Origin of the sequence: Flavobacterium pygoscelis, from assembly GCF_023162025.1 — a bacterium.
Taxonomy (GTDB): Bacteria; Bacteroidota; Bacteroidia; order Flavobacteriales; family Flavobacteriaceae; genus Flavobacterium; species Flavobacterium pygoscelis.
Window position 1 is genome coordinate 96,825 of sequence record NZ_JALNUB010000005.1, and the last position, 19,919, is coordinate 116,743.

The following is a 19,919-nucleotide window of genomic DNA, read 5'->3' on the forward strand; positions in this document are numbered from 1 at the left end:
AAAAAGGGTTTGACAACAGTGTCAAACCATTTTTATTTTTATAATCTATAGGTATTTTTTATAAAAATTAAGCTTCTTTATTTGCTAACTGTCCACATGCAGCATCTATGTCTTTTCCCCTACTACGTCTCACTTTAACAACAATTCCGCTGGCTTCTAAAGCTTTAATATAAGCATTTATAGACTCTTCTGAGGCTTGTTGAAATTCTCCATCATCAATAGGATTGTATTCAATCAAATTAACTTTACAAGGAACATATTTACAAAACTTCACTAGTGCATCAACTGATTCTTTATTATCATTAATTCCTTTCCAAACCACATATTCGTAAGAAATCTTGCTTTTTGTTTTTCTATACCAATATTCTAATGATTCTCTTAAATCTGCTAAAGGGAAATTAGCACTAAACGGCATTATTCGAGAGCGAATTTCATCAATTGCGGAGTGTAAAGAAACAGCTAATTTAAATTTAACATCATCGTCAGCTAATTTTTTTATCATCTTTGGTACTCCAGAAGTCGATACCATAATTCGTTTGGGAGACATGCCTAATCCTTCTGGCGAAATAATCATTTCGATTGCTTTCAAGACATTATTATAATTCATCAGCGGCTCACCCATTCCCATGAAAACAATATTCGATAAAGGATGATTGTAATACAACCTACTCTCTTTATCTATAGCTAATACTTGATCGTAAATTTCTCCAGGTTCCAGATTACGCATTCTTTTTAATCGTGCTGTGGCACAAAAATTACAATCTAAACTGCAACCTACTTGGCTAGATACGCAAGCTGTTGTTCGTGTATTAGTAGGAATTAAAACCGACTCTACAACTAAACCATCGTGCAAACGAACGGCATTTTTTACAGTTCCATCCTCACTTCGTTGAATCGTATCTACATTGATATGATTGATGACAAAATTAGCTTCTAGCTTATTTCTTGTTTCTTTTGAAACATTTGTCATATCCTCAAAACTATGCGCTCCTTTACTCCAAAGCCATTCATATACTTGATTCCCACGAAAGGCTTTATCCCCATTCGCAACAAAAAATTCTCTTAATGCTTCTTTCGACAAGGCTCGAATGTCTTTTTTATCAATTTCCATGATGCAAATTTAATGACAATTTCTTGATTTGTTGTTTTGATAAATTGATAACTTTGCTGACAATTGAAAATTATCTAAATAATGCATTTCATTTCCCAAGAACTAGAAGACTACATCGAGCAACATTCTGAAAAAGAACCTGTTTTATTAGCCGCTTTAAACAAAGAAACCTATCAAAAAATTTTACTTCCAAGAATGTTAAGCGGACATTTTCAAGGTCGAGTTTTAAGCATGCTTTCTAAACTTATTCGCCCTGTAAACATATTAGAAATTGGAACTTACACTGGATATTCTGCTTTGTGCTTGTGCGAAGGAATGCAAGAAAACGGGACACTTCATACCATTGATATAAAAGAAGAGCTGGTTGATTTTCAGCGAAAGCATTTTGACAAGTCACCTTGGGGAAAACAAATTTTTCAGTATTTAGGAGAAGCGGTAGATATAATTCCAACGCTACAAACTAAATTCGATCTTGTTTTTATAGATGCCGATAAAGAAAACTATATCAATTATTTCGAATTGATATTACCAAACATGAATAAAGGAGGCATTATTTTATCTGATAATGTATTGTGGAGCGGTAAAGTTCTAGAAACTGTTCAACCGAATGATATTAGCACAAAAATAATAATGGAATACAATAAATTACTGAAAGAAGATCCTAGAGTAGAAACAGTTTTGCTACCTATTCGCGATGGTTTGACTGTTAGTAGGGTTTTGTAATTAAAAAACAGCATCCAAAAATTTAGAACCTATCTAACAGATTTAGTTTATATTTATTAAAGAGCAATAGTATTATTAGACTTCTAAATATTATAAGTTTGGCTTTGGAAAATACTTTTTTTGTGCCACTTTATATAATTTATACATTAGGAAACCAAAAGTAAATCCGAACAAATAACCCGTTAAAATATCTCCTGGATAATGCAATCCTAGATAAATCCTACTGTAAGCAAATATAAAAGGCCAAAGAAAGATTAACAGAAAATATTTAAAATACGATCTTAAAGTAAAATATAAAAAAGAAGCAACTGCCATTGAATTTGCTGCATGTCCAGAGAAAAAACTGAAAGAGTTTCGTACTTGCACCACTCTTATAAAAGAATTGATTTCAGGATTATTACAAGGACGCAATCTTTGAAATCCATTTTTAAATAAATTGGTCATTTGATCCGTAAACGTTACTAAAAGAGCCACAAACAATAAAAGATATAATGTTTGCTTCCCGCCAATTTTTTTAAAAATAACATACAATAAAAGTAAGAAAAGCGGAATCCAATTGCTTTGTTTGGTTATAAACAACCAAAGGGCATCGTAGGTAGGAGATCCTAAACCATTCAAAAAAACCAATAATTCAGTGTCTAAAGAAAGTATTTTCTCTAACATTACATTTGGCGTTTTATAGGTCCAGAAACATCTTCAATAATTTCTTTAGTTCCTTCTAACGAGCCATTAACATCGCCAAGTAAGTTTTCTTTAGCTTTATTAAGCTCAGTACTAATATTTACAGCGAAATCATTATACTGAGACGTATCACCCAATAAGTTATCCTTTACTTTATTAATTTCCGAAGTGATATTACCCTGTAAATCTAATAATGATTGTGAATCAAATCCGTTAGATTCAGCTCCTTTTTGAATTTCACTTTTTATATCATTTGTAGCATTCTTTAACTGTGCCATCGCTTTACCCATAGTTCGAGCGACTTCTGGAACTTTATCAGATCCAAACAGCATTAATATTATAAACATGATAAAAATTAATTCGCCACCACCTATACCAAACATAATTTTATTTTTTAGTGTTACAAAGATATTAAATTTTGAACCTTGTACTTTTAAATATTTCATAAAAAAAAGACTCTTTTCAGAGTCTCTTTTTTTTATGAAATATTTGTTTAATCAAATTTAGATTTTACTTCTTCTTTTGGCCAAGTATTATTAGTTACATCAATATCAGCTGTTTCTAATTTTGGATCTACTTGTATTTTCTTAATTGCTTTTTCAGTAGCATATACTTTCTTAGCGGTATCATTGTTCTTTCTCCAGATTTGAGCAGGATATTTAAACATTTCGGTTGTATTGTCTTCATAAGTTAATTCAACAATAATAGGCATAATCATTCCGCCAGGTTTATTGAACTCTACTTCATAAAAATACTTCGGAGATTTTAATTTTGTTTTCTCGTCGGCTGTAAATTTTTTATTTACATATTCTGAGAGTAAATTTACGTCTTCTATCTTAAATGCTTTTTTATTTTTAGCAGATAACTCTCCGCTTGTTCCAGGAACTAAATAAACGAAAGGCCCTTTTTCTTCACCAAAACGTCCTCTTTTTACTATTGCATCCTTTAATTCTTTAGTAGCGGTTTCAGAAACATAATATTGTTTTACCTCTTTTATTCCAATATCTACAAAATCAGTAGAATAAAACCAACCTCTAAAGAACCAATCTAAATCTACTGCCGAAGCGTCTTCCATCGTTCTAAAAAAGTCTTCAGGTGTAGGATGTTTGAACTTCCATCTGTTTGCGTAAACCTTAAAAGCATGGTCAAATAATTCTCGACCCATAATAGTTTCTCTAAGAATATTTAATCCCGTTGCTGGCTTACCATAAGCATTTGCACCAAACTGAGCAATGGTTTCTGAGTTAGACATAATAGGTTCTAAGAATTTCTGATCTCCACTCATGTAAGGAACTATTTTACTTGCTGGACCACGACTAGAAGGAAAATTTGTTCCTAATTCTTGTTCTGCCATATATTGCATAAAAGTGTTTAAACCTTCATCCATCCAAGACCACTGACGCTCATCTGAATTTACAATCATTGGAAAGAAATTGTGTCCTACTTCATGTATAGTCACACCAATCATTCCGTTTTTAATACGCTCACTTACCACTCCATTTTCATCTGGACGACCGTAATTCCAACAAATCATTGGGTATTCCATTCCTTGATCTTCTGCAGATACAGAAACTGCTTTTGGATAAGGATAATCAAAAGTATGAGAGGAATAGCTTTTTAACGTATGCGCGACTGTTCTTGTAGCTGTTTCTCCCCAAAACGGATTTGCTTCTTTAGGATATATCGAAACTGCCATTACTGATTTCTCGCCCATCTTAACAGCCATCATATCAAGAATAAATTTTCTTGAAGTAGCTATTCCAAAATCTCTAACGTTTTTAGCGCTAAATTTCCATGTTTTTTTCTTGTTAGAAAACCCTTTTTCTGCTGCTTCTGCTTCCGCTTGGGTAACAATTACAACAGGCTTATCATAGGTTTTCATAGCCAATTCGTATCTTTTTACTTGCTCCGGCGTAAACACTTCGCTTCTATTGGTTAAATCTCCAGTAGCTTCCATAACATGGTCTGCAGGAACTGTAATATTAACATCAAAATTTCCAAAAGGAAGTGTAAATTCACCTGTTCCCCAGAACTGCATGTTTTGCCATCCTTCAACATCATTATAAACTGCCATTCTTGGGTAGAATTGTGCAATTACATATAATTTATTTCCGTCTTTTTCAAATAATTCATAACCTGAACGACCTCCCTCTACTCTATAATTATTGATGTTGTAATTCCATTTTACACCAAAGGAGAATTTCTCTCCTGGTTTCATAGGCGTAACTAAATTGATACGCATCATAGTATGATTTATAGTATAAGACAATGGTTTTCCTGTGGCATCATTTACTGCTTCTATATTAAAACCACGCTCTAAATCTTGTTGTAAAAACTTATTAGCAAAGTTTGCTGCAGGAAAAACTTGCTCCATTCTTTGGCTATCAGCCAACGGAGTTTCTGACGTTTTTGCTGCTTGATTTTGATCTAACTGAACCCATAAATACTCTAAAGTATCAGGAGAATTGTTATAATAGGTAATCATTTCCGATCCTTTTATGCTAGATTTCTTGTCATCTAACTCAATATCTATTTTATAATCGGCTTGTTGTTGGTAATATGCTGGCCCTGGCGCTCCAGAAGCTGTACGAAACATATTAGGCGTTGCTAACAGATCATACATTTGACTAAACTTATTGTTGTCGTATCTTCCTGTTTGTTTAGTGGTTGTGGGTGGATTTTTCTCCTGTGCAAATAATAACGCAGGAAGAAATAATAATAGGGATAATTTTTTCATAGGTTTAATTCTGGTTTTCAGTCTGTGAAAATAATAATTTTATATAAATTTATTGTTAATTATTAATATTTTAACAACCCTTTAGAAGAAGATTCACTAAAAAGTAAGGTGTTTTTGACTCCTAATACATTAAAATGCATAATATTTTGCTGCTCAGAGTTTCCTTCTGTTATAACTGCATTGTAAATATCTAACGTATTAATCTTATGTATATCTTTAATACTAAAATAACATACAAGCACATCACCTTCCATTTCTTTACTTAAAAACTGAATTGGTTTTGCATGACCATTTACTTTGATGTAAAACTTTTCGGCAAGATACTTCTTAAAGAGAGTAAGATCTTCCTCGGTTTCTTTATCTGAACCTAAATTAATTTTCTTTTGGTATTTTTTAGCTAATGAATTATTTAAATCATCTACAAAAATACGAGTGGTTATTTGTATCATTTTCTTTTCGGGTGCGTAATTAACTTGGTATAATGCCACATAAAATTTATGAACATCAAAAGAAGTTAATGTTAAAAATAACATTCCCAAAAAAGTAATTAAAATTGTTTTTTTCATTTTTCAAAAGTAGTTATTCTTTTAAACTCTTCATTCTTGGTGATTAGAAAATCAATCAACATAAACTCATCTTTCTCTTTCAAAAGATTTTTAGACCTTGGGTCGTTTTCACAATAATCCAGAAAAAGTCCAATTTCGCTCGTTTTTAATTTTAAGGTATTCGTAAAAAAATACGAATCTACTCCTTTATACACTGTCTCTGAAAAACTGACAGTCGAACCTGCTTTTTCAACATCTTTCTTGAACATTTTAGAAACCATCTTAAAAATCCGAACAAAATCCATTCCGTTTTCTATAGTTCCGTCAGAAGGCATCACTCTATTTTTTGGTGAGGTTGCAGCATCATCAGTAAACTTTAGATCTACCATACTTTGAGAACTTGGTAGCGCAGGCTTAATTTCGGTTTTCCCTTTGATAATTACTTCCTTTAGTAAAGTAGTTTGAGATTCTAAATTAACAATAAACAAAGGTTTTGAAAAATCCTTTTCTTGCAATACAATCTTTTTAGATTTGAAAGAAGTACTCAAAACCAGCAAGGTATCTTTCGGCATGGCCAAAACATCAAAAAAACCTTGATTACTAATAAAGGTTCGCGTTTTCGAATTTAAATTAAAAACGTAACCGTTATCAACCAATGCGGTTTCGTTTTTGAATTGACCATGCAAGGGTTTTCTATTTTCATTTTGAGCAAAGATAAACTGAGTAAAAAAAATCAAACAAAGTATTTCGATTTTGGTTTTCATTTGGAGGTTGTTTTATATTATATTTTTAAGGAAGTAATTTAAAATTGCAACAAAATCTTTCTATAATTTATTTATTTTTCAAGAACGATAAGTGCTTTATATTCTTGAGCTAAGGTAATCATAAAAAAAGTAATTTCCTCTTCATTTTTAGAAGATAGCACTTTCAAGAAAGCATCATTTTCGACAATGTAGTATTTAAAACCACCAACATATTCAGAAGAAATACCTAATCTAGTAGTAAAAAAATCGTCTGTATACAATTCTGATATCTTATTTAGATTTATTTCTTTTTTTTCTAGGACTACCAATTTCTTCAACCTTTTTGTCCTGCCATTAATCTTGTTTATCAATGGATCAAGTTCCATCGAACCACCCAATAAACCTAACAACATAATTGGTTTAAAATCACCAGCGGTTTGTAGTTGTCGCTCTGCTGGAGAAAAACTTTTTGGCGCTTTAGACATTATCCCTAATGAAACTGCCGAAAATTCCTTTTTACTAACAACTACTTCTTTAAGCGCTGTTTTTTTCGGAGACATTTTTACAAATAATACTCCAGAGGAAAAAGTAGTTAAATTAATTTGTAACCGATGGGATTCTAGGTTTAAGGAAGTAAAAACCAAAACATCATTTATTTTAGCAGAAATAAAAAAATCACCAACTTTATTACTAACGGCTGTTTTATCATTTGCTGTGTTTAGAATGTTTACACCGCTGGCAGCAATTGAGTCTACAATAATTTTACCTTGCAGCATTTTTTCAATACCATTTTGACCAAAAGAAATTTGGCTCATAAAAGACACAAAACCGATTATCAGTCTATTTATTTTCAACAGCAATTATTTGTTTATAATTTTCTGCAAGTTTTACAACTAAAAAAAGAGTTAAGGTTTTATTTTTAGCAATTAATGCATTAGCAAAATCAGCATCATCAATGCAGTAATATTGAAATCCCTTAATGTAATCTAAAGGGATTTTTAGCGTTTCCAGATAATATTGCTCTTCATACAACACATCCATTCGCGCTAGCAATTGTACTTTTTTCTCTACTATAATTTCTTTTTTCAACATGGCTTTGCGTCCCGAAACAGAATTAAGCAATCCATCGATTCCTCCTCCAGAAGTTGCTGTATATAGTTTTCTTTCGGCGGCTGTATATTTTTTCTGGCCATAAGGAATAATTCCTAAACTTTCTGCTGTAATAGCAGATTCATTTATTAATACTTCTTTCAAAATAATACTTTTGGGATGCATCACTACTTGTAAGATCTCTTGAAGTAAATCTTGATCTGTAACTTTGCGACGTAGAGTTTCTAAATTTACTGCTGAAAAAACAATAATATCACCCGTTTTAAGAGACAGGATAAAGTTTCCTTGCGCATCAGAAACCGTGGCTTTTTGAGTTGTAAAATTCACGATATTTACTTTATCAACAGCAACAGAATCTGCAAAAATTCTTCCTTTCATTTCTTTTATAATAACTCCTTGTCCCAATGCAGCATGCATCAAGAACAAAAACATCAACTGTAGCGTAATTTTAATTTTCACGGGCAATTATTTCTTTGTATTTATTTGCTAATTCTGTAAGCAAAAAGGTAATTGTTGATGGATTCTTTGATTTTAAAATCGAGACAAATTCATCGTTTTCAACGGCGTAATATTCAAAACCTTTTACATATTCCGAAGGTATTTTTAATTTACTTACCAAATAATCATTAGAAAACATACTTTCTAATTGAAATAAATAAAGTTCCTTCTTTTCTACTTTAACTTCTTTCTTTAGCATTTTGGTTTTTCCAGAAATCCAATTAAGCAATGGATCCGCCGAAATAGAGCCACCTACCATAGTACCCGCATTTGCTGTTGCATTGAGATTATTAGCCGTATTTAACCTTCTTTCAGCCGGCGTATACACTCTTTGTCCACTTGGAATAATCCCTAAAGAAACAGCGTTAATACCATTTCTAACGACCACTTCGTTTAATTGATTGACTACGGGTTTCATCCTAACTACAAACAATGAAGTTTGAAAATCTTCATGAGACAAAACCACTATCGTTTCTCTAAATTCTGTTGCACTAAATAATAATGTATCACCAACTGTAGCATATAAAGAAAAGATACCGTCACGATCAGAAACAACTGCTTTTTGTGTCTTTTTATTTATAACGTAAACATCCTCTAAAACCATTTTTTCTGCACTTACTTTGCCTTTCAAAAGTACCTGATCCCTTTCTTGTGCCTTGATTTGCATGGTAGAAAAGATTAAAAATAAACACACAATTCTAATCATAGTTAGGAAGCTGAATTTTGATTCACGGTAAAAGTATCCTAATGCCTTCTAAATTAACTATTAATGACTTGGTAAAAAAATGTTAATTAAAAACTTGAAATATAAAAAAGGGATCAATATCTTTAGCCTAAATATACCTCTCTAATATGAAAAACATACTAATAGCAAGTACATCAACACTTGCAAACGAAGAATTCTTAGACTATTTATTACCCGAATTAGAGCATCATTTTCATAATTGCACAACAATTCTATTTATTCCTTATGCCAGACCTGGTGGAATTTCTCATGATGATTATACAGCAAAAGTAGCAATGGCTTTTGCCAAAATAAACAAAAAAGTAAAAGGAATTCATGAATTTGAAGATGTTACATTCGCGCTAAAAAATGCAGAAGGAATTTTTACAGGCGGCGGCAACACCTTTGTCCTAGTATCACAGTTGCATAAAAAAGGCCTAATGACAACTTTATCTGAAGTCATAAAAAATGGAACCCCTTATTTAGGAACTAGTGCCGGAAGTAATATTTGCGGACTTACAATGCAAACCACTAATGATATGCCAATTGTTTATCCACTCAGTTTTCAAACTCTTGGAGTTATTCCTTTTAATTTAAATCCACATTATTTAGATCCAGACTTAAACTCCAATCACATGGGAGAAACTCGTGAAACTAGGATAAAAGAATTTCATGCTTACAATACTGTTCCTGTTTTAGGACTACGAGAAGGCAGTTGGCTTGATGTTAAAGGAGAAAAAATCACTTTGAAAGGAAATCTAAACGCTCGTGTTTTTAAACAAAACCAAGTACCAGAAGAATTAGAAGCAGAATCCGACCTTAGTTCTTTAAAATAAAACTTAAAAATAGAGACCAATCTGTTTTTTTTTATTTAAGATAGAAAATTAAAAAACCTCAGATGAAAGTTTGAGGTTTAAATAAAAAGATAATAAAACTCAAAAAGGTTTTTAAACAAAAAAGCCTTAAACAAAAGTTTAAGGCTTTAGAGCGAAAGACGAGGCTCGAACTCGCGACAACCAGCTTGGAAGGCTGGAGCTCTACCAACTGAGCTACTTTCGCATTATACAGTAAAAATTTTTCAAATTAGATTTGAAACTAAGAGCGAAAGACGAGGCTCGAACTCGCGACAACCAGCTTGGAAGGCTGGAGCTCTACCAACTGAGCTACTTTCGCATTAACAACGGTGCAAATATAATTAATAAGTTTGCTTGAATGCAAGTTTTTTTATTAAAAAATCTAAAACATAGCGCGAAATACTTTTCAATAAAAGTACTTTTAGAGGCTAATGAATTTAATATTAAAATATTATAACGCTAGAAGCTTCCAAAAATAATTTTAAAAAAAATGAAAAAAATAAAAAAAATCAGTGCTTTAGAGACTTATCCGGTAAGACATCCGGTGCTTCGTGAAGGAAAATCAATAGAAAGTTGTCATTTTGATGGAGACAATTTAGAGACTACGATTCATTTTGGATTGTATTTGCAAGATAATATCATAGGAGTTGTATCAGTATTCGAGTCAAAAAATGAAATTTTTACGAATAAAAAACAATTTCAAATCCGTGGAATGGCCGTTTTAAAAGAACAACAGAGGAAAAAATTTGGAGCAGAATTGATTATTGCTACCGAAAAACATTGTTTTGAACAAAAGCCCTGTTTAATTTGGTTCAATGCCAGAAAAGAAGCTATTGAATTTTATAAAAAAATGGGATATAAAACCAATGGTTTATCTTTTGAAATCAAAGACATCGGAACACATATTATTATGTCTAAAAACTGCTCTTCTTCATCTTAGAATTAAAAAAAAACTGGAATACGGACTAATTCAATGATTAAAAAATAGAATTGTTTTACCTTTAAATGAGATCATTAAAAGGATCAATACAATCGTTTTAAAATAAAATTTCCTTGTTGATTCCCTATTCAAAAAAAGGGAATCGACAAGGAAAAATAATATGGAAATAAAAACAAAATATTCAAAAGAAAAAGATGATTTTAATTTCAAATAAGAATGTTCGAATTTATGAAATTGATTTGATTCCGAATTTAGAATCTCTAGAAGGATGATAAATAAAGAAACAAGATTTATCTTTTATTACATTAATGATGTCTTTAGACAATTCGACTGGAACAGCAGGACAACCTTGACTTCTACCTAATCTATGATTGTTTTTTATAAAAGATTCAGAAACATAATCTGCAGCATGCATCACAACTCCTCTTGCTCTTGCGTTGTCATTAACTCCTTTTTCTAAGCCATCTAATCTAAGAGACATACCGTGTTTTCCGTTATAAATTTCTCCTGTTGAATAAAAGCCTAAACTACTTTTATAAGATTCATTGGCATTTGAGAAATTGGAAGCAAATTCTTCACCGGTATTTCTTCCATGAGCAACAAGAGAATTAAACAATACATCTCCCGTAATTACATTAATTACCCAAAGTCTTTTAGTATTAGAAGACAAACTAAAATCGATTAAAGTTAAAATCTCTTTTTTAATTAATCCTTTTTCTTTTAAAGAATAGTACCCTTTTAAAGCTACTGCAAAGCTTTCTAATTTTGGCAAGGCAAATTTACTGGAGTGCAAATTATTATAAGCTGATTCAATTTTAGCCTCTACATTGGTCTCTACGACTTTCGAATAAAGGACAGGTTTAGTAGTTTTAGTTTCAGAGAATGAAGCTCTATTAGTAGTAAAGGAAGCAAGTACAAATAAAATAGTAGGAATTATCGTATAAATCATTGATTTTCTTTTAGTTATAAGTGTTTGGGTTTGCAAACGTAAGAAAAAATAAAGAGCGAAAAATGTATTTAACACAATTATACTACTGTTACAAAGAAAAATAGTACTAATAATTCAACGAATCAATAAAAAAACAAAACTTGTTATGTTAATTTGGTTATTTTTGTTTGGATTAAACCATTAAAATATGTCAAAACTACATTCATTCTTGCTATTTTTTTTATTATTCTTAAATCTTAGCGCTTTTAGTCAAAAAAAGACACTTTTAACAAAATTTACTACCGAAAACATAATTATTGATGGGAAAATAGAGGAAGAAATATGGAAAACAGCAGCTCTTGCATCTGATTTTGTTATGTTTGAACCGGATAATGGCAAACCGATAAGTGCAACAAAAAAAACTGAAGTGAAAATTGTCTATGATAACGATGCTATTTATATTGCAGCCTTACTTTATGATGATGAACCTACTAAAATTAAAAAAGAAATCACCAATCGGGATGTTTTTGGTGTCTCTGATCATTTTTCGGTTTACATAAATGGATTTAACGATGGACAGCAAGATTTTCGATTTTTTGTAAGTGCAGCAGGCGTGCAAATGGATTGTATAGCCACTGAAGATTCTGAGGATTTTACTTGGGACGCTATTTGGGATAGTCAAGTAAATATAACTGATTTTGGTTGGATTGTAGAAATGAAAATTCCGTATGCTGCTTTGCGATTTTCAAAAGCGAATAAACAAACATGGGGTTTGAATTTTATGCGAGAAATTAAAAGAGACGTACAAAAATATACCTGGAATCACATTGATACAAAAATTGGAGCAGTGATTCCGCAAGCAGGAATACTTGAAGGAATTGAAAACATAAAAACACCTACTCGCCTATTTCTGATTCCTTACACCTCAGCCTATTATCAACAAAGTGACATTGGCTCTGACACCACCCTAAAAGCGGGACTTGATATCAAATATGGCATCAACGATTCCTTTACATTAGATGCTATTTTAGTACCCGATTTTGGACAAACAAAATTTGATAATGCTATTTTAAATTTACTCCCTTTTGAACAAAAATTTGAAGAAAACAGACCCTTTTTTACTGAGGGAACAGATTTATTTAACAAAGGAGGTTTGTTCTATTCCAGAAGAATTGGCGGAGAACCAAGTACATATCCTAATCTTACGGATGAGGAAGAAATAACAAACTATCCTAGCACGGTGAATTTATTAAATGCTGTAAAAATATCTGGGCGTACAGAGAAAGGATTAGGAATAGGCTTTTTGAATGCCATTACAGAAAAAACGAAAGCGACTATTTTTAATTCCTTGACCAACGAAAAAAGAAAAGAAGTTATTGAACCTTTAACAAATTACAATGTTTTAGTACTCGACCAAAGATTCAATCAAAATTCCTCTGTTTCTTTTGTAAATGCCAATACTACTAGAAATGGAGAATTTAGAGATGCTAATACTTCTGCCTTAGTTTTTGACCTGAACACAAAGCAAAACACCTATAATTTATATGGAGATTTTAAGTTTAGCCATGTAAATACGCTTGAAGATTATAATGGATACAAAACATCATTAAACTTTGAAAAAACAAGTGGAAGATATCGTTATTTATTTTCAGGAAAATACATCTCAGAAAACTATGATATAAATGACTTAGGTATTGTTTTTTACACCAATTACCACAGTGCTCTTGCAAATGGAAGTTATAGAATATTAAATCCAACAAAAGTATTTAACACCTTAAAGATTGAACAAGAACTTAATTTAGAAATTCAAAATACTACGGGAAAAATTCAAGAAAACTGGTATAAAACGGTATTCAAAGGCACCTCATTAAACAATGATTATTTTGAGTTAGGAATTGTTATAAACCCACTAGAATCCTTTGATTTTTATGAGCCACGCGAGTACGGAAGTTATGTATATATACCAAAAAGAATTGCTTCTTATTTTGGTTTTGAACTGAATAGAAACAATCCATTAACCCTAGACATGACGGTAAATTTTACGAAATATGATGAACAAAAAAGAATTACAAGCGGATTATACATAAGTCCAAAATATAGATTTAATGATAAAATATCATTGGCCTACGCATTAGAATACACCAAAATGAAAAACGATCGAGGTTGGGTTGACTCTAATAATTCAGGAATTATTTTTACCGAACGCAATCGGGAGATCCTTCAGAACGATCTTACCGGAAAATATTCGTTAAACAATAAAATGACCATAAATCTTACTGCCAGATATTATTGGTCCTATTCTAAAAACCATGATTTTTTTACTTTACAAAACAACGGTTACTTGGCTCCAAACAGCACTTACAATTTAAATAAAGACCGAAATTTTAATTCATGGAATTTTGATTTATCCTATTCGTGGTGGTTTGCTCCAGGAAGTGAAATTTCAGTTTTATACCGTAATTACGGTCTTGAGAGAGCAAGTACGGTAGAAAAAGAGGTGTCAAAAAATCTTAAAAACATTTTTAATAGTGATCTTACCAATGTACTTTCAATAAGCTTGCGTTATTTTATTGATTATAACGTTATAAAAAACAAATTTTAATTTTTCTATAATAAATTGTAACAATGACTTAAAAAGAGAGTCTATTAAAAAAACTATTAAGTACGTCGGCAACTTGTTCCTATCATGCTATTTTGGTTTTATAATCATCATCATCAATCAAAATATGAAGAACTCGCTTTTACTTTGTTTTTTATTCATTTCCTTATTTGGCTACAGCCAAAAAAAAATCTTACAGACTAAATTTATTTCAGAAAAAATTGAAATTGATGGAAAGCTTGACGAAACTATTTGGCAATCGGCTCCAATTGCTAGTGATTTTGTTATGTTGACACCGGATAATGGAAAAAAAATCCCAGAAAATAAGAGAACTGAAATTAGAGTATTATATGATAACGACGCTGTATATATAGGTGCTTTATTATATGATGAAAGTCCAGATAAAATCTTAAAAGAAATTACTCAAAGAGATAATTTTGGTACTTCGGATCTTTTTGGTGTTTTCATAAATGGGTTCAATGACGGGCAGCAAGATTTCCAGTTTTTCGTAAACGCAGCTGATGGTCAAGCCGATTGTATTACCACTGATTCTAATGGAGAGGATTATTCCTGGGATGCCGTTTGGAAAAGCAAAGCGGTTATTACAGACAAAGGTTGGGTTGTAGAAATGCGAATCCCTTATGCAGCGTTACGGTTTTCAGCAGAAGACAAACAAACTTGGGGTCTTAATTTTTTTAGAGAAATTAGACGAGATCGACAAAAATACACTTGGAATTTTATCGATACCAAATTAGGAACTTTTACCCAACAAACAGGAATTTTAGAAGGAATTGAAAACATAAAACCACCTACTCGTCTTTTCCTTTTGCCGTATTCGTCATTTTATATAAATGCGAGTGATAAACAAAAAACAAAAGGAACTCTAAAAGGAGGTTTAGATCTAAAATACGGAATAAATGATGCTTTTACGTTAGACATGATACTTGTACCCGACTTTGGGCAAACAAAATATGATGACAAAGTCCTTGTTTTAGGTCCTTTTGAACAACAGTTTAATGAAAACAGACCTTTTTTTACAGAAGGGACAGATTTATTTAGCAAAGGCAACTTGGTTTACTCAAGACGAATTGGAGGAAACCCAAGCATCTATCCAGAAATTAATAATGATGAAGAAATAATTGATAATCCTGCAAGCGTAAATCTTATAAATGCTTTAAAAATATCAGGAAGAACAAAAGAGGGATTAGGAGTTGGAATCCTAAATGCCGTAACCGAAAAAACCAAAGCTACCATAAGAAATAATAACACACAAGAAGTAAGAAATGAAGTAGTTGAACCCTTAACCAATTACAATGTTTTAGTTTTAGACCAACGTTTTCGCAAAAACTCATCAATTACTTTTGTAAATACAAATGTAACACGAAATGGCAGTTACAGAGACGGAAACGTGAGTGCTTTAGTTTGGGATTTAAATACTAAAAAAAATACATACAGCCTAACCGGAGATTTTAAATACAGTTTCGTCAATGATATCGAAAACAAAAAAGGAGTTAATTCTCAATTGAATTTTTCTGAAACTAGTGGAAAGTTTCGTTATGGAATTGGTGCAGACATCACTACCAAAGATTTTGATAATAATGATTTAGGAATTAATTTTGAAACTAATTATTATAGTTTATACGGAAATGCCAGTTATAGGATTCTCAACTCTACCAAACATTTCAATAGTTTTAGCGCACGATTCGATACCTATTCTCAATTTCATAAAGAGAGTGGAAAAATTCAATCGGGAAACCTGAACTTTCAAATTAATGCAAATGATAAAAAAAATAGATCTTTATCAATAGGAATTGATGCTAACCCAGTAGAAACTTATGATTACTACGAATCTCAACAAGCTAATAAATATGTAATTCTTCCTGCTAAAATTGGAGGATTTATTTATATATCAACGAATTATAACAATAGGTTTGCAATAGATTTTAATCCCTCTTATGCTATTTTTAATGAATCTGGAAGAACGACCTATGGTTTTGATTTCGGTCCTAGATACCGTTTTAATGATAAGTTATCCATTAATTATAATTTCAGCTTTTTTAGAAGAAACAATAACAAAGGACGTATCGACAGTATTGACGATGATCTAAATACAAACACACCAAACACCGTCATTTTTGCAAATAGAAACGTTATAACATATGCCAATACTTTTTCAGGAAAATATGCTTTAAATAGTCAAATGTCTTTTAATATTTCTTTACGTCATTATTGGTCTTATGCTGAAAATAAAAACACCTTAGCATTACAAGAAAACGGAAGATTTACAGATTTTACAGGATACACCACTAATAAAAATTCTAGTTTCTATTCTTGGAATGCTGATTTATCTTATTCGTGGTGGTTTGCGCCAGGCAGTCAAGTTTCTATCTTGTATCGAAATAACGCAGGTGCTTTTGAAAGAAATATTAATAAGGATTTTAGAAATAATGTAACTAATTTATTAACTAATGACGCTTTAAATCATACCTTTTCAATTAGCGTTCGTTATTTTATTGATTACAATCAAGTTAAAAATAAATTCTAAATCCATTTATTTTAAAAAAAAGCCCTTTTGATTTTATATTAATCATTTTATTTTAACCAAATCTATATATCTTCAATAGTTAACTGAATTGGCGCTAAGGTTTTAGAAATACTTTATCTTTGTTTAAAATAACTTAGTGATGAATAAAAAAGTAATTCTTATGATTTTGGACGGTTGGGGAAAATCTCCAGATCCAAAAATTTCTGCAATCGACAACGCTAATATTCCTTTTATAAATAGCCTATATAAAAATTATCCACATGCTCAACTTCGAACAGACGGTTTGAATGTAGGATTACCCGAAGGTCAAATGGGAAACAGCGAAGTGGGACACATGAATCTTGGAGCTGGTAGAATTGTATATCAGGATTTAGCCAAGATTAATTTGGCCGTGGCCAATCATACTCTCGCTAAGGAACCTGTATTAGTAGATGCTTTTAAATATGCCAAAACACACAATAAAAAAGTACACTTTTTAGGGTTACTTTCAGATGGTGGCGTACATTCGCACACTTCGCACTTACGAGGTTTGATAGATGCGACGCAAGAACATGGATTGCAAAAAGTTTATGTTCACGCCTTTACTGATGGTCGAGATGTGGATCCGAAATCAGGCAAACATTACATTCAAGACTTACAAGATTATATAGCCAATACTTCCGTAAAATTAGCTTCGATCATAGGTCGTTATTACGCCATGGATAGAGATAGAAGATGGGAAAGAATAAAACTAGCCTATGATCTATTAGTCAACGGAATTGGAACTCATGTCACAAATGCAGTGGCATCTATTGAAGAAAGTTACGAAGTTAATGTGACCGACGAATTTATTGATCCTACCGTTATCGTAGATACATTTGACAAACCACTCGCCACTATAGAAGAAGATGATGTAGTTATTTTCTTTAATTTTAGAACAGATCGAGGTCGTGAGCTAACAGAGGTTTTAACTCAAATGGATTGTCACGAACACAACATGCACAAACTAAACCTGTATTATGTAACACTCACTAATTATGACGAAACTTACAAAAATATAAAAGTCGTTTATAATAAAGACAATATTACAGAGACCCTTGGAGAAGTTTTAGAGAAAGCACACAAAAAGCAAATTAGGATTGCGGAAACAGAGAAATATCCGCATGTAACATTTTTCTTTTCTGGTGGTAGAGAATTGCCTTTTGAAGGAGAATCTCGTATTTTAAAAAATTCTCCAAAAGTAGCTACTTATGATTTACAACCAGAAATGAGTGCTTTTGAATTAGCAGATGCATTAGTCCCTGAACTGAATAAAGGAGAGGTAGATTTCGTTTGTCTTAATTTTGCAAATGGAGACATGGTTGGTCATACCGGAATAATGAGCGCTGCAATACAAGCTTGTGAAGCGGTTGATAAATGTGTCGAAAAAGTAATTTCAGTTGCTTTAGCCAATAACTACACCACTATAGTTATAGCAGATCATGGGAATTGCGAAACCATGATTAATCCTGATGGAAGTCCAAATACAGCACACACTACCAATCCGGTACCAATTATTTTAGTAGATAAAGAGTTGAAAAAAATTCAAAATGGGGTTTTAGGAGATATAGCACCCACTATTTTAGAGTTAATGGGAATTGAAAAACCTGATGTTATGACACGTCATTCTTTGTTATAAATAAAAAATAAATGCAAAAATGCTATCTCAAAAGGATAGCATTTTTTTTATAGAATACTTTAGTTATAAATTTTGTTGAACTAGTACTTCTGAATTCTGCCAAACAACGTAGTTAAGGTGGCTCAAACATGAAGAATAGTACAAAATTACAGTAAAACTAATTCATAAATTAAATAAACTGCTCTACAAAATAAATAATCAGACCAACTATACCACCAACAACAGTTCCATTAATTCTGATAAATTGTAAATCCTTGCCTACTTCTAATTCTAACTTATCAGCAATTTCTTTTTTGTCCCAACTTTGCACAGAATTAGCAATCAAATCTCCGATGGCTTTTTTATTTCGAAGCAAAATGCCTAACAAATCAATCTTTAAAAAATTATTAATTTTAGTAGTCATGACTATATCATTTTGAATGGTTAATCCAAAATTACTAATCATTCGAGCTAAACTTATTTTAATTTTTGATTCCTCACCGTTATTTATATCTTCAGTAACTGCTTTTTTTATTTCCTGCCAAATTGATCCAATATAATTCTGAAACTCTTCTTTCTGAGTAAAATCTATAATTATGGAGTTAATCTTTTGTTGCATTTCGGGAGCGTTTTTTAACTCTTCAATAAAATTAAATACATATAAATTAATCTTTTCACGAATAGTACTATCAGGCTCTTTTGCACTATTCAAAAATTCATAAAGTCCATTATAAACCCCTTTTGCAATTTTTTTATCAGCAACGCCCATGGTGTACCAAGGTGTAGCACTTTTAACTTTCTCATCAATTTCAATCCTATTCGTTTCTAATTCTGAGGCCAAAACGGTCAATACATTGGTTATAAATTCAGTTTGTTTATTACTTTTTGATAGTGATTCTAAACCCAAAGCAATCCATTCACTAAAATTTAGTTGCTGCAATTTAATTTCAAACTGCTGCTGAATAAAATTTTTAACATCGGTATCATCAATAGTTTTTAGAACACCGGGAATTACATTTTCAACTAATAAAGAAGCAATTTTAGATGAATTTTCCTCGTTTTTCAACCAATTAGTTGCTTTAGTAGCAAAATCAAATTCGTCTAATTTCATCTCTAATTTCTCTTTAATTAAAAATTCATCCGAAACAAAACTGCCTAAATTCTGACCAATAGCGTCTTTATTATTAGGAATTAAAGCAGTATGCGGAATTGGAATTCCTAATGGATGTTTAAACAACGCTACTACAGCAAACCAATCAGCAATTCCGCCTACCATAGCGGCCTCACTAATTGCTTTAAGCCAACCCACTTTATAATGATGCGCTACAAAAAAACAAACCACCGCTATTCCCAAAACAAATAGCGCAATGTTTTTCATCTTTTTTAAATTTGTTTTTTTGGTTTCATTCGAATTCATAAAATTATTTATTTTTTATTTTACACTAATTTACTGTTTTGTTTTCAAAGCATTTATTTGATTTCTATCTAATTTTAAAAAAAGAGTATAATAAAAACGCTTTTTATAAATACCGTATGAAACTAATT

At 31.5% G+C, this 19,919-nt stretch carries 17 protein-coding genes and 2 tRNA genes; 6 read left to right on the top strand and 13 right to left on the bottom strand.

Annotated features, from left to right (window positions below):
* Positions 1 to 67: 67 nt before the first annotated feature.
* Complete coding sequence (gene rlmN / locus MW871_RS09240) at positions 68 to 1,111, bottom strand: dual-specificity RNA methyltransferase RlmN (RefSeq protein WP_248428332.1); 1,044 nt, start codon at positions 1,109 to 1,111, stop codon at positions 68 to 70.
* Positions 1,112 to 1,192: 81 nt separating this feature from the next.
* On the opposite strand from rlmN, the gene MW871_RS09245 reads away from it, so the two are divergent.
* Positions 1,193 to 1,834, top strand: a complete 642-nt coding sequence (locus tag MW871_RS09245; protein ID WP_248428333.1) for an O-methyltransferase — start codon at positions 1,193 to 1,195, stop codon at positions 1,832 to 1,834.
* Positions 1,835 to 1,924: 90 nt separating this feature from the next.
* Here MW871_RS09245 and MW871_RS09250 read toward each other — a convergent pair whose 3' ends face one another.
* The 8 genes from MW871_RS09250 to MW871_RS09285 form a co-directional block, all read right to left on the bottom strand.
* Positions 1,925 to 2,497, bottom strand: coding sequence for a phosphatase PAP2 family protein (locus tag MW871_RS09250; protein ID WP_248428334.1), 573 nt, complete (start codon positions 2,495 to 2,497; stop codon positions 1,925 to 1,927).
* A complete protein-coding gene (locus tag MW871_RS09255; protein ID WP_188049495.1) occupies positions 2,497 to 2,898 on the bottom strand; it encodes a Sec-independent protein translocase subunit TatA/TatB in 402 nt (133 codons plus the stop codon). The genes MW871_RS09250 and MW871_RS09255 overlap by 1 nt, the downstream gene beginning before the upstream one ends.
* A gap of 110 nt (positions 2,899 to 3,008) precedes the next feature.
* Positions 3,009 to 5,252, bottom strand: a complete 2,244-nt coding sequence (locus MW871_RS09260) for a M1 family metallopeptidase (protein ID WP_248428335.1) — start codon at positions 5,250 to 5,252, stop codon at positions 3,009 to 3,011.
* A gap of 62 nt (positions 5,253 to 5,314) precedes the next feature.
* Entirely contained in the window at positions 5,315 to 5,818 is a 504-nt protein-coding gene (locus MW871_RS09265; protein WP_248428336.1) for a DUF6702 family protein, read from the bottom strand.
* Positions 5,815 to 6,561: a BamP family beta-barrel-assembly machinery protein gene (bamP, locus tag MW871_RS09270; RefSeq protein WP_188048800.1), complete on the bottom strand. Its 747-nt coding sequence runs from the start codon at positions 6,559 to 6,561 to the stop codon at positions 5,815 to 5,817. The genes MW871_RS09265 and bamP overlap by 4 nt, the downstream gene beginning before the upstream one ends.
* Positions 6,562 to 6,632: 71 nt before the next feature.
* A complete protein-coding gene (locus MW871_RS09275) occupies positions 6,633 to 7,394 on the bottom strand; it encodes a hypothetical protein (protein WP_248428337.1) in 762 nt (253 codons plus the stop codon).
* Positions 7,381 to 8,109 (bottom strand): peptidase associated/transthyretin-like domain-containing protein, encoded by a 729-nt coding sequence (locus MW871_RS09280; protein ID WP_248428338.1) that lies wholly within the window; start codon positions 8,107 to 8,109, stop codon positions 7,381 to 7,383. Before MW871_RS09280 ends, MW871_RS09275 begins: the two co-directional genes overlap by 14 nt.
* Complete coding sequence (locus MW871_RS09285; RefSeq protein ID WP_248428339.1) at positions 8,099 to 8,815, bottom strand: hypothetical protein; 717 nt, start codon at positions 8,813 to 8,815, stop codon at positions 8,099 to 8,101. Before MW871_RS09285 ends, MW871_RS09280 begins: the two co-directional genes overlap by 11 nt.
* Positions 8,816 to 9,000: 185 nt before the next feature.
* On the opposite strand from MW871_RS09285, the gene pepE reads away from it, so the two are divergent.
* Positions 9,001 to 9,708 carry a dipeptidase PepE gene (gene pepE / locus MW871_RS09290; protein ID WP_188048803.1) on the top strand — a complete coding sequence of 236 codons (708 nt, stop codon included), beginning with the start codon at positions 9,001 to 9,003 and terminating at the stop codon, positions 9,706 to 9,708.
* Between the two features lie 150 nt (positions 9,709 to 9,858).
* Here the strand turns inward: pepE and MW871_RS09295 are convergent.
* Together MW871_RS09295 and MW871_RS09300 are read right to left on the bottom strand one after the other, a co-directional pair.
* Positions 9,859 to 9,931: transfer RNA gene (locus MW871_RS09295), tRNA-Gly, on the bottom strand.
* A 41-nt stretch (positions 9,932 to 9,972) separates the two neighbouring features.
* Positions 9,973 to 10,045: transfer RNA gene (locus tag MW871_RS09300), tRNA-Gly, on the bottom strand.
* 171 nt (positions 10,046 to 10,216) lie between these two features.
* Here MW871_RS09300 and MW871_RS09305 point away from each other — a divergent pair.
* Positions 10,217 to 10,666: a GNAT family N-acetyltransferase gene (locus tag MW871_RS09305; protein ID WP_188048804.1), complete on the top strand. Its 450-nt coding sequence runs from the start codon at positions 10,217 to 10,219 to the stop codon at positions 10,664 to 10,666.
* 226 nt (positions 10,667 to 10,892) lie between these two features.
* Here the strand turns inward: MW871_RS09305 and MW871_RS09310 are convergent, their stop codons facing one another.
* Positions 10,893 to 11,615: a murein L,D-transpeptidase catalytic domain family protein gene (locus MW871_RS09310; RefSeq protein WP_248428340.1), complete on the bottom strand. Its 723-nt coding sequence runs from the start codon at positions 11,613 to 11,615 to the stop codon at positions 10,893 to 10,895.
* 187 nt (positions 11,616 to 11,802) lie between these two features.
* Here MW871_RS09310 and MW871_RS09315 point away from each other — a divergent pair, with 187 nt between their 5' ends.
* The 3 genes from MW871_RS09315 (at position 11,803) to gpmI (ending at position 18,395) form a co-directional block, all read left to right on the top strand.
* The gene (locus tag MW871_RS09315) at positions 11,803 to 14,196 is read left to right on the top strand and encodes a DUF5916 domain-containing protein (protein WP_248428341.1); all 2,394 of its coding nucleotides are present in this window, start codon (positions 11,803 to 11,805) and stop codon (positions 14,194 to 14,196) included.
* A gap of 124 nt (positions 14,197 to 14,320) precedes the next feature.
* The gene (locus tag MW871_RS09320; protein WP_248428342.1) at positions 14,321 to 16,738 is read left to right on the top strand and encodes a DUF5916 domain-containing protein; all 2,418 of its coding nucleotides are present in this window, start codon (positions 14,321 to 14,323) and stop codon (positions 16,736 to 16,738) included.
* Between the two features lie 139 nt (positions 16,739 to 16,877).
* The gene (gene gpmI / locus MW871_RS09325) at positions 16,878 to 18,395 is read left to right on the top strand and encodes a 2,3-bisphosphoglycerate-independent phosphoglycerate mutase (protein ID WP_248428343.1); all 1,518 of its coding nucleotides are present in this window, start codon (positions 16,878 to 16,880) and stop codon (positions 18,393 to 18,395) included.
* A gap of 169 nt (positions 18,396 to 18,564) precedes the next feature.
* Here the strand turns inward: gpmI and MW871_RS09330 are convergent, their stop codons facing one another.
* Complete coding sequence (locus MW871_RS09330) at positions 18,565 to 19,752, bottom strand: DUF445 domain-containing protein (protein WP_248428344.1); 1,188 nt, start codon at positions 19,750 to 19,752, stop codon at positions 18,565 to 18,567.
* Between the last annotated feature and the right edge of the window lie 167 nt (positions 19,753 to 19,919).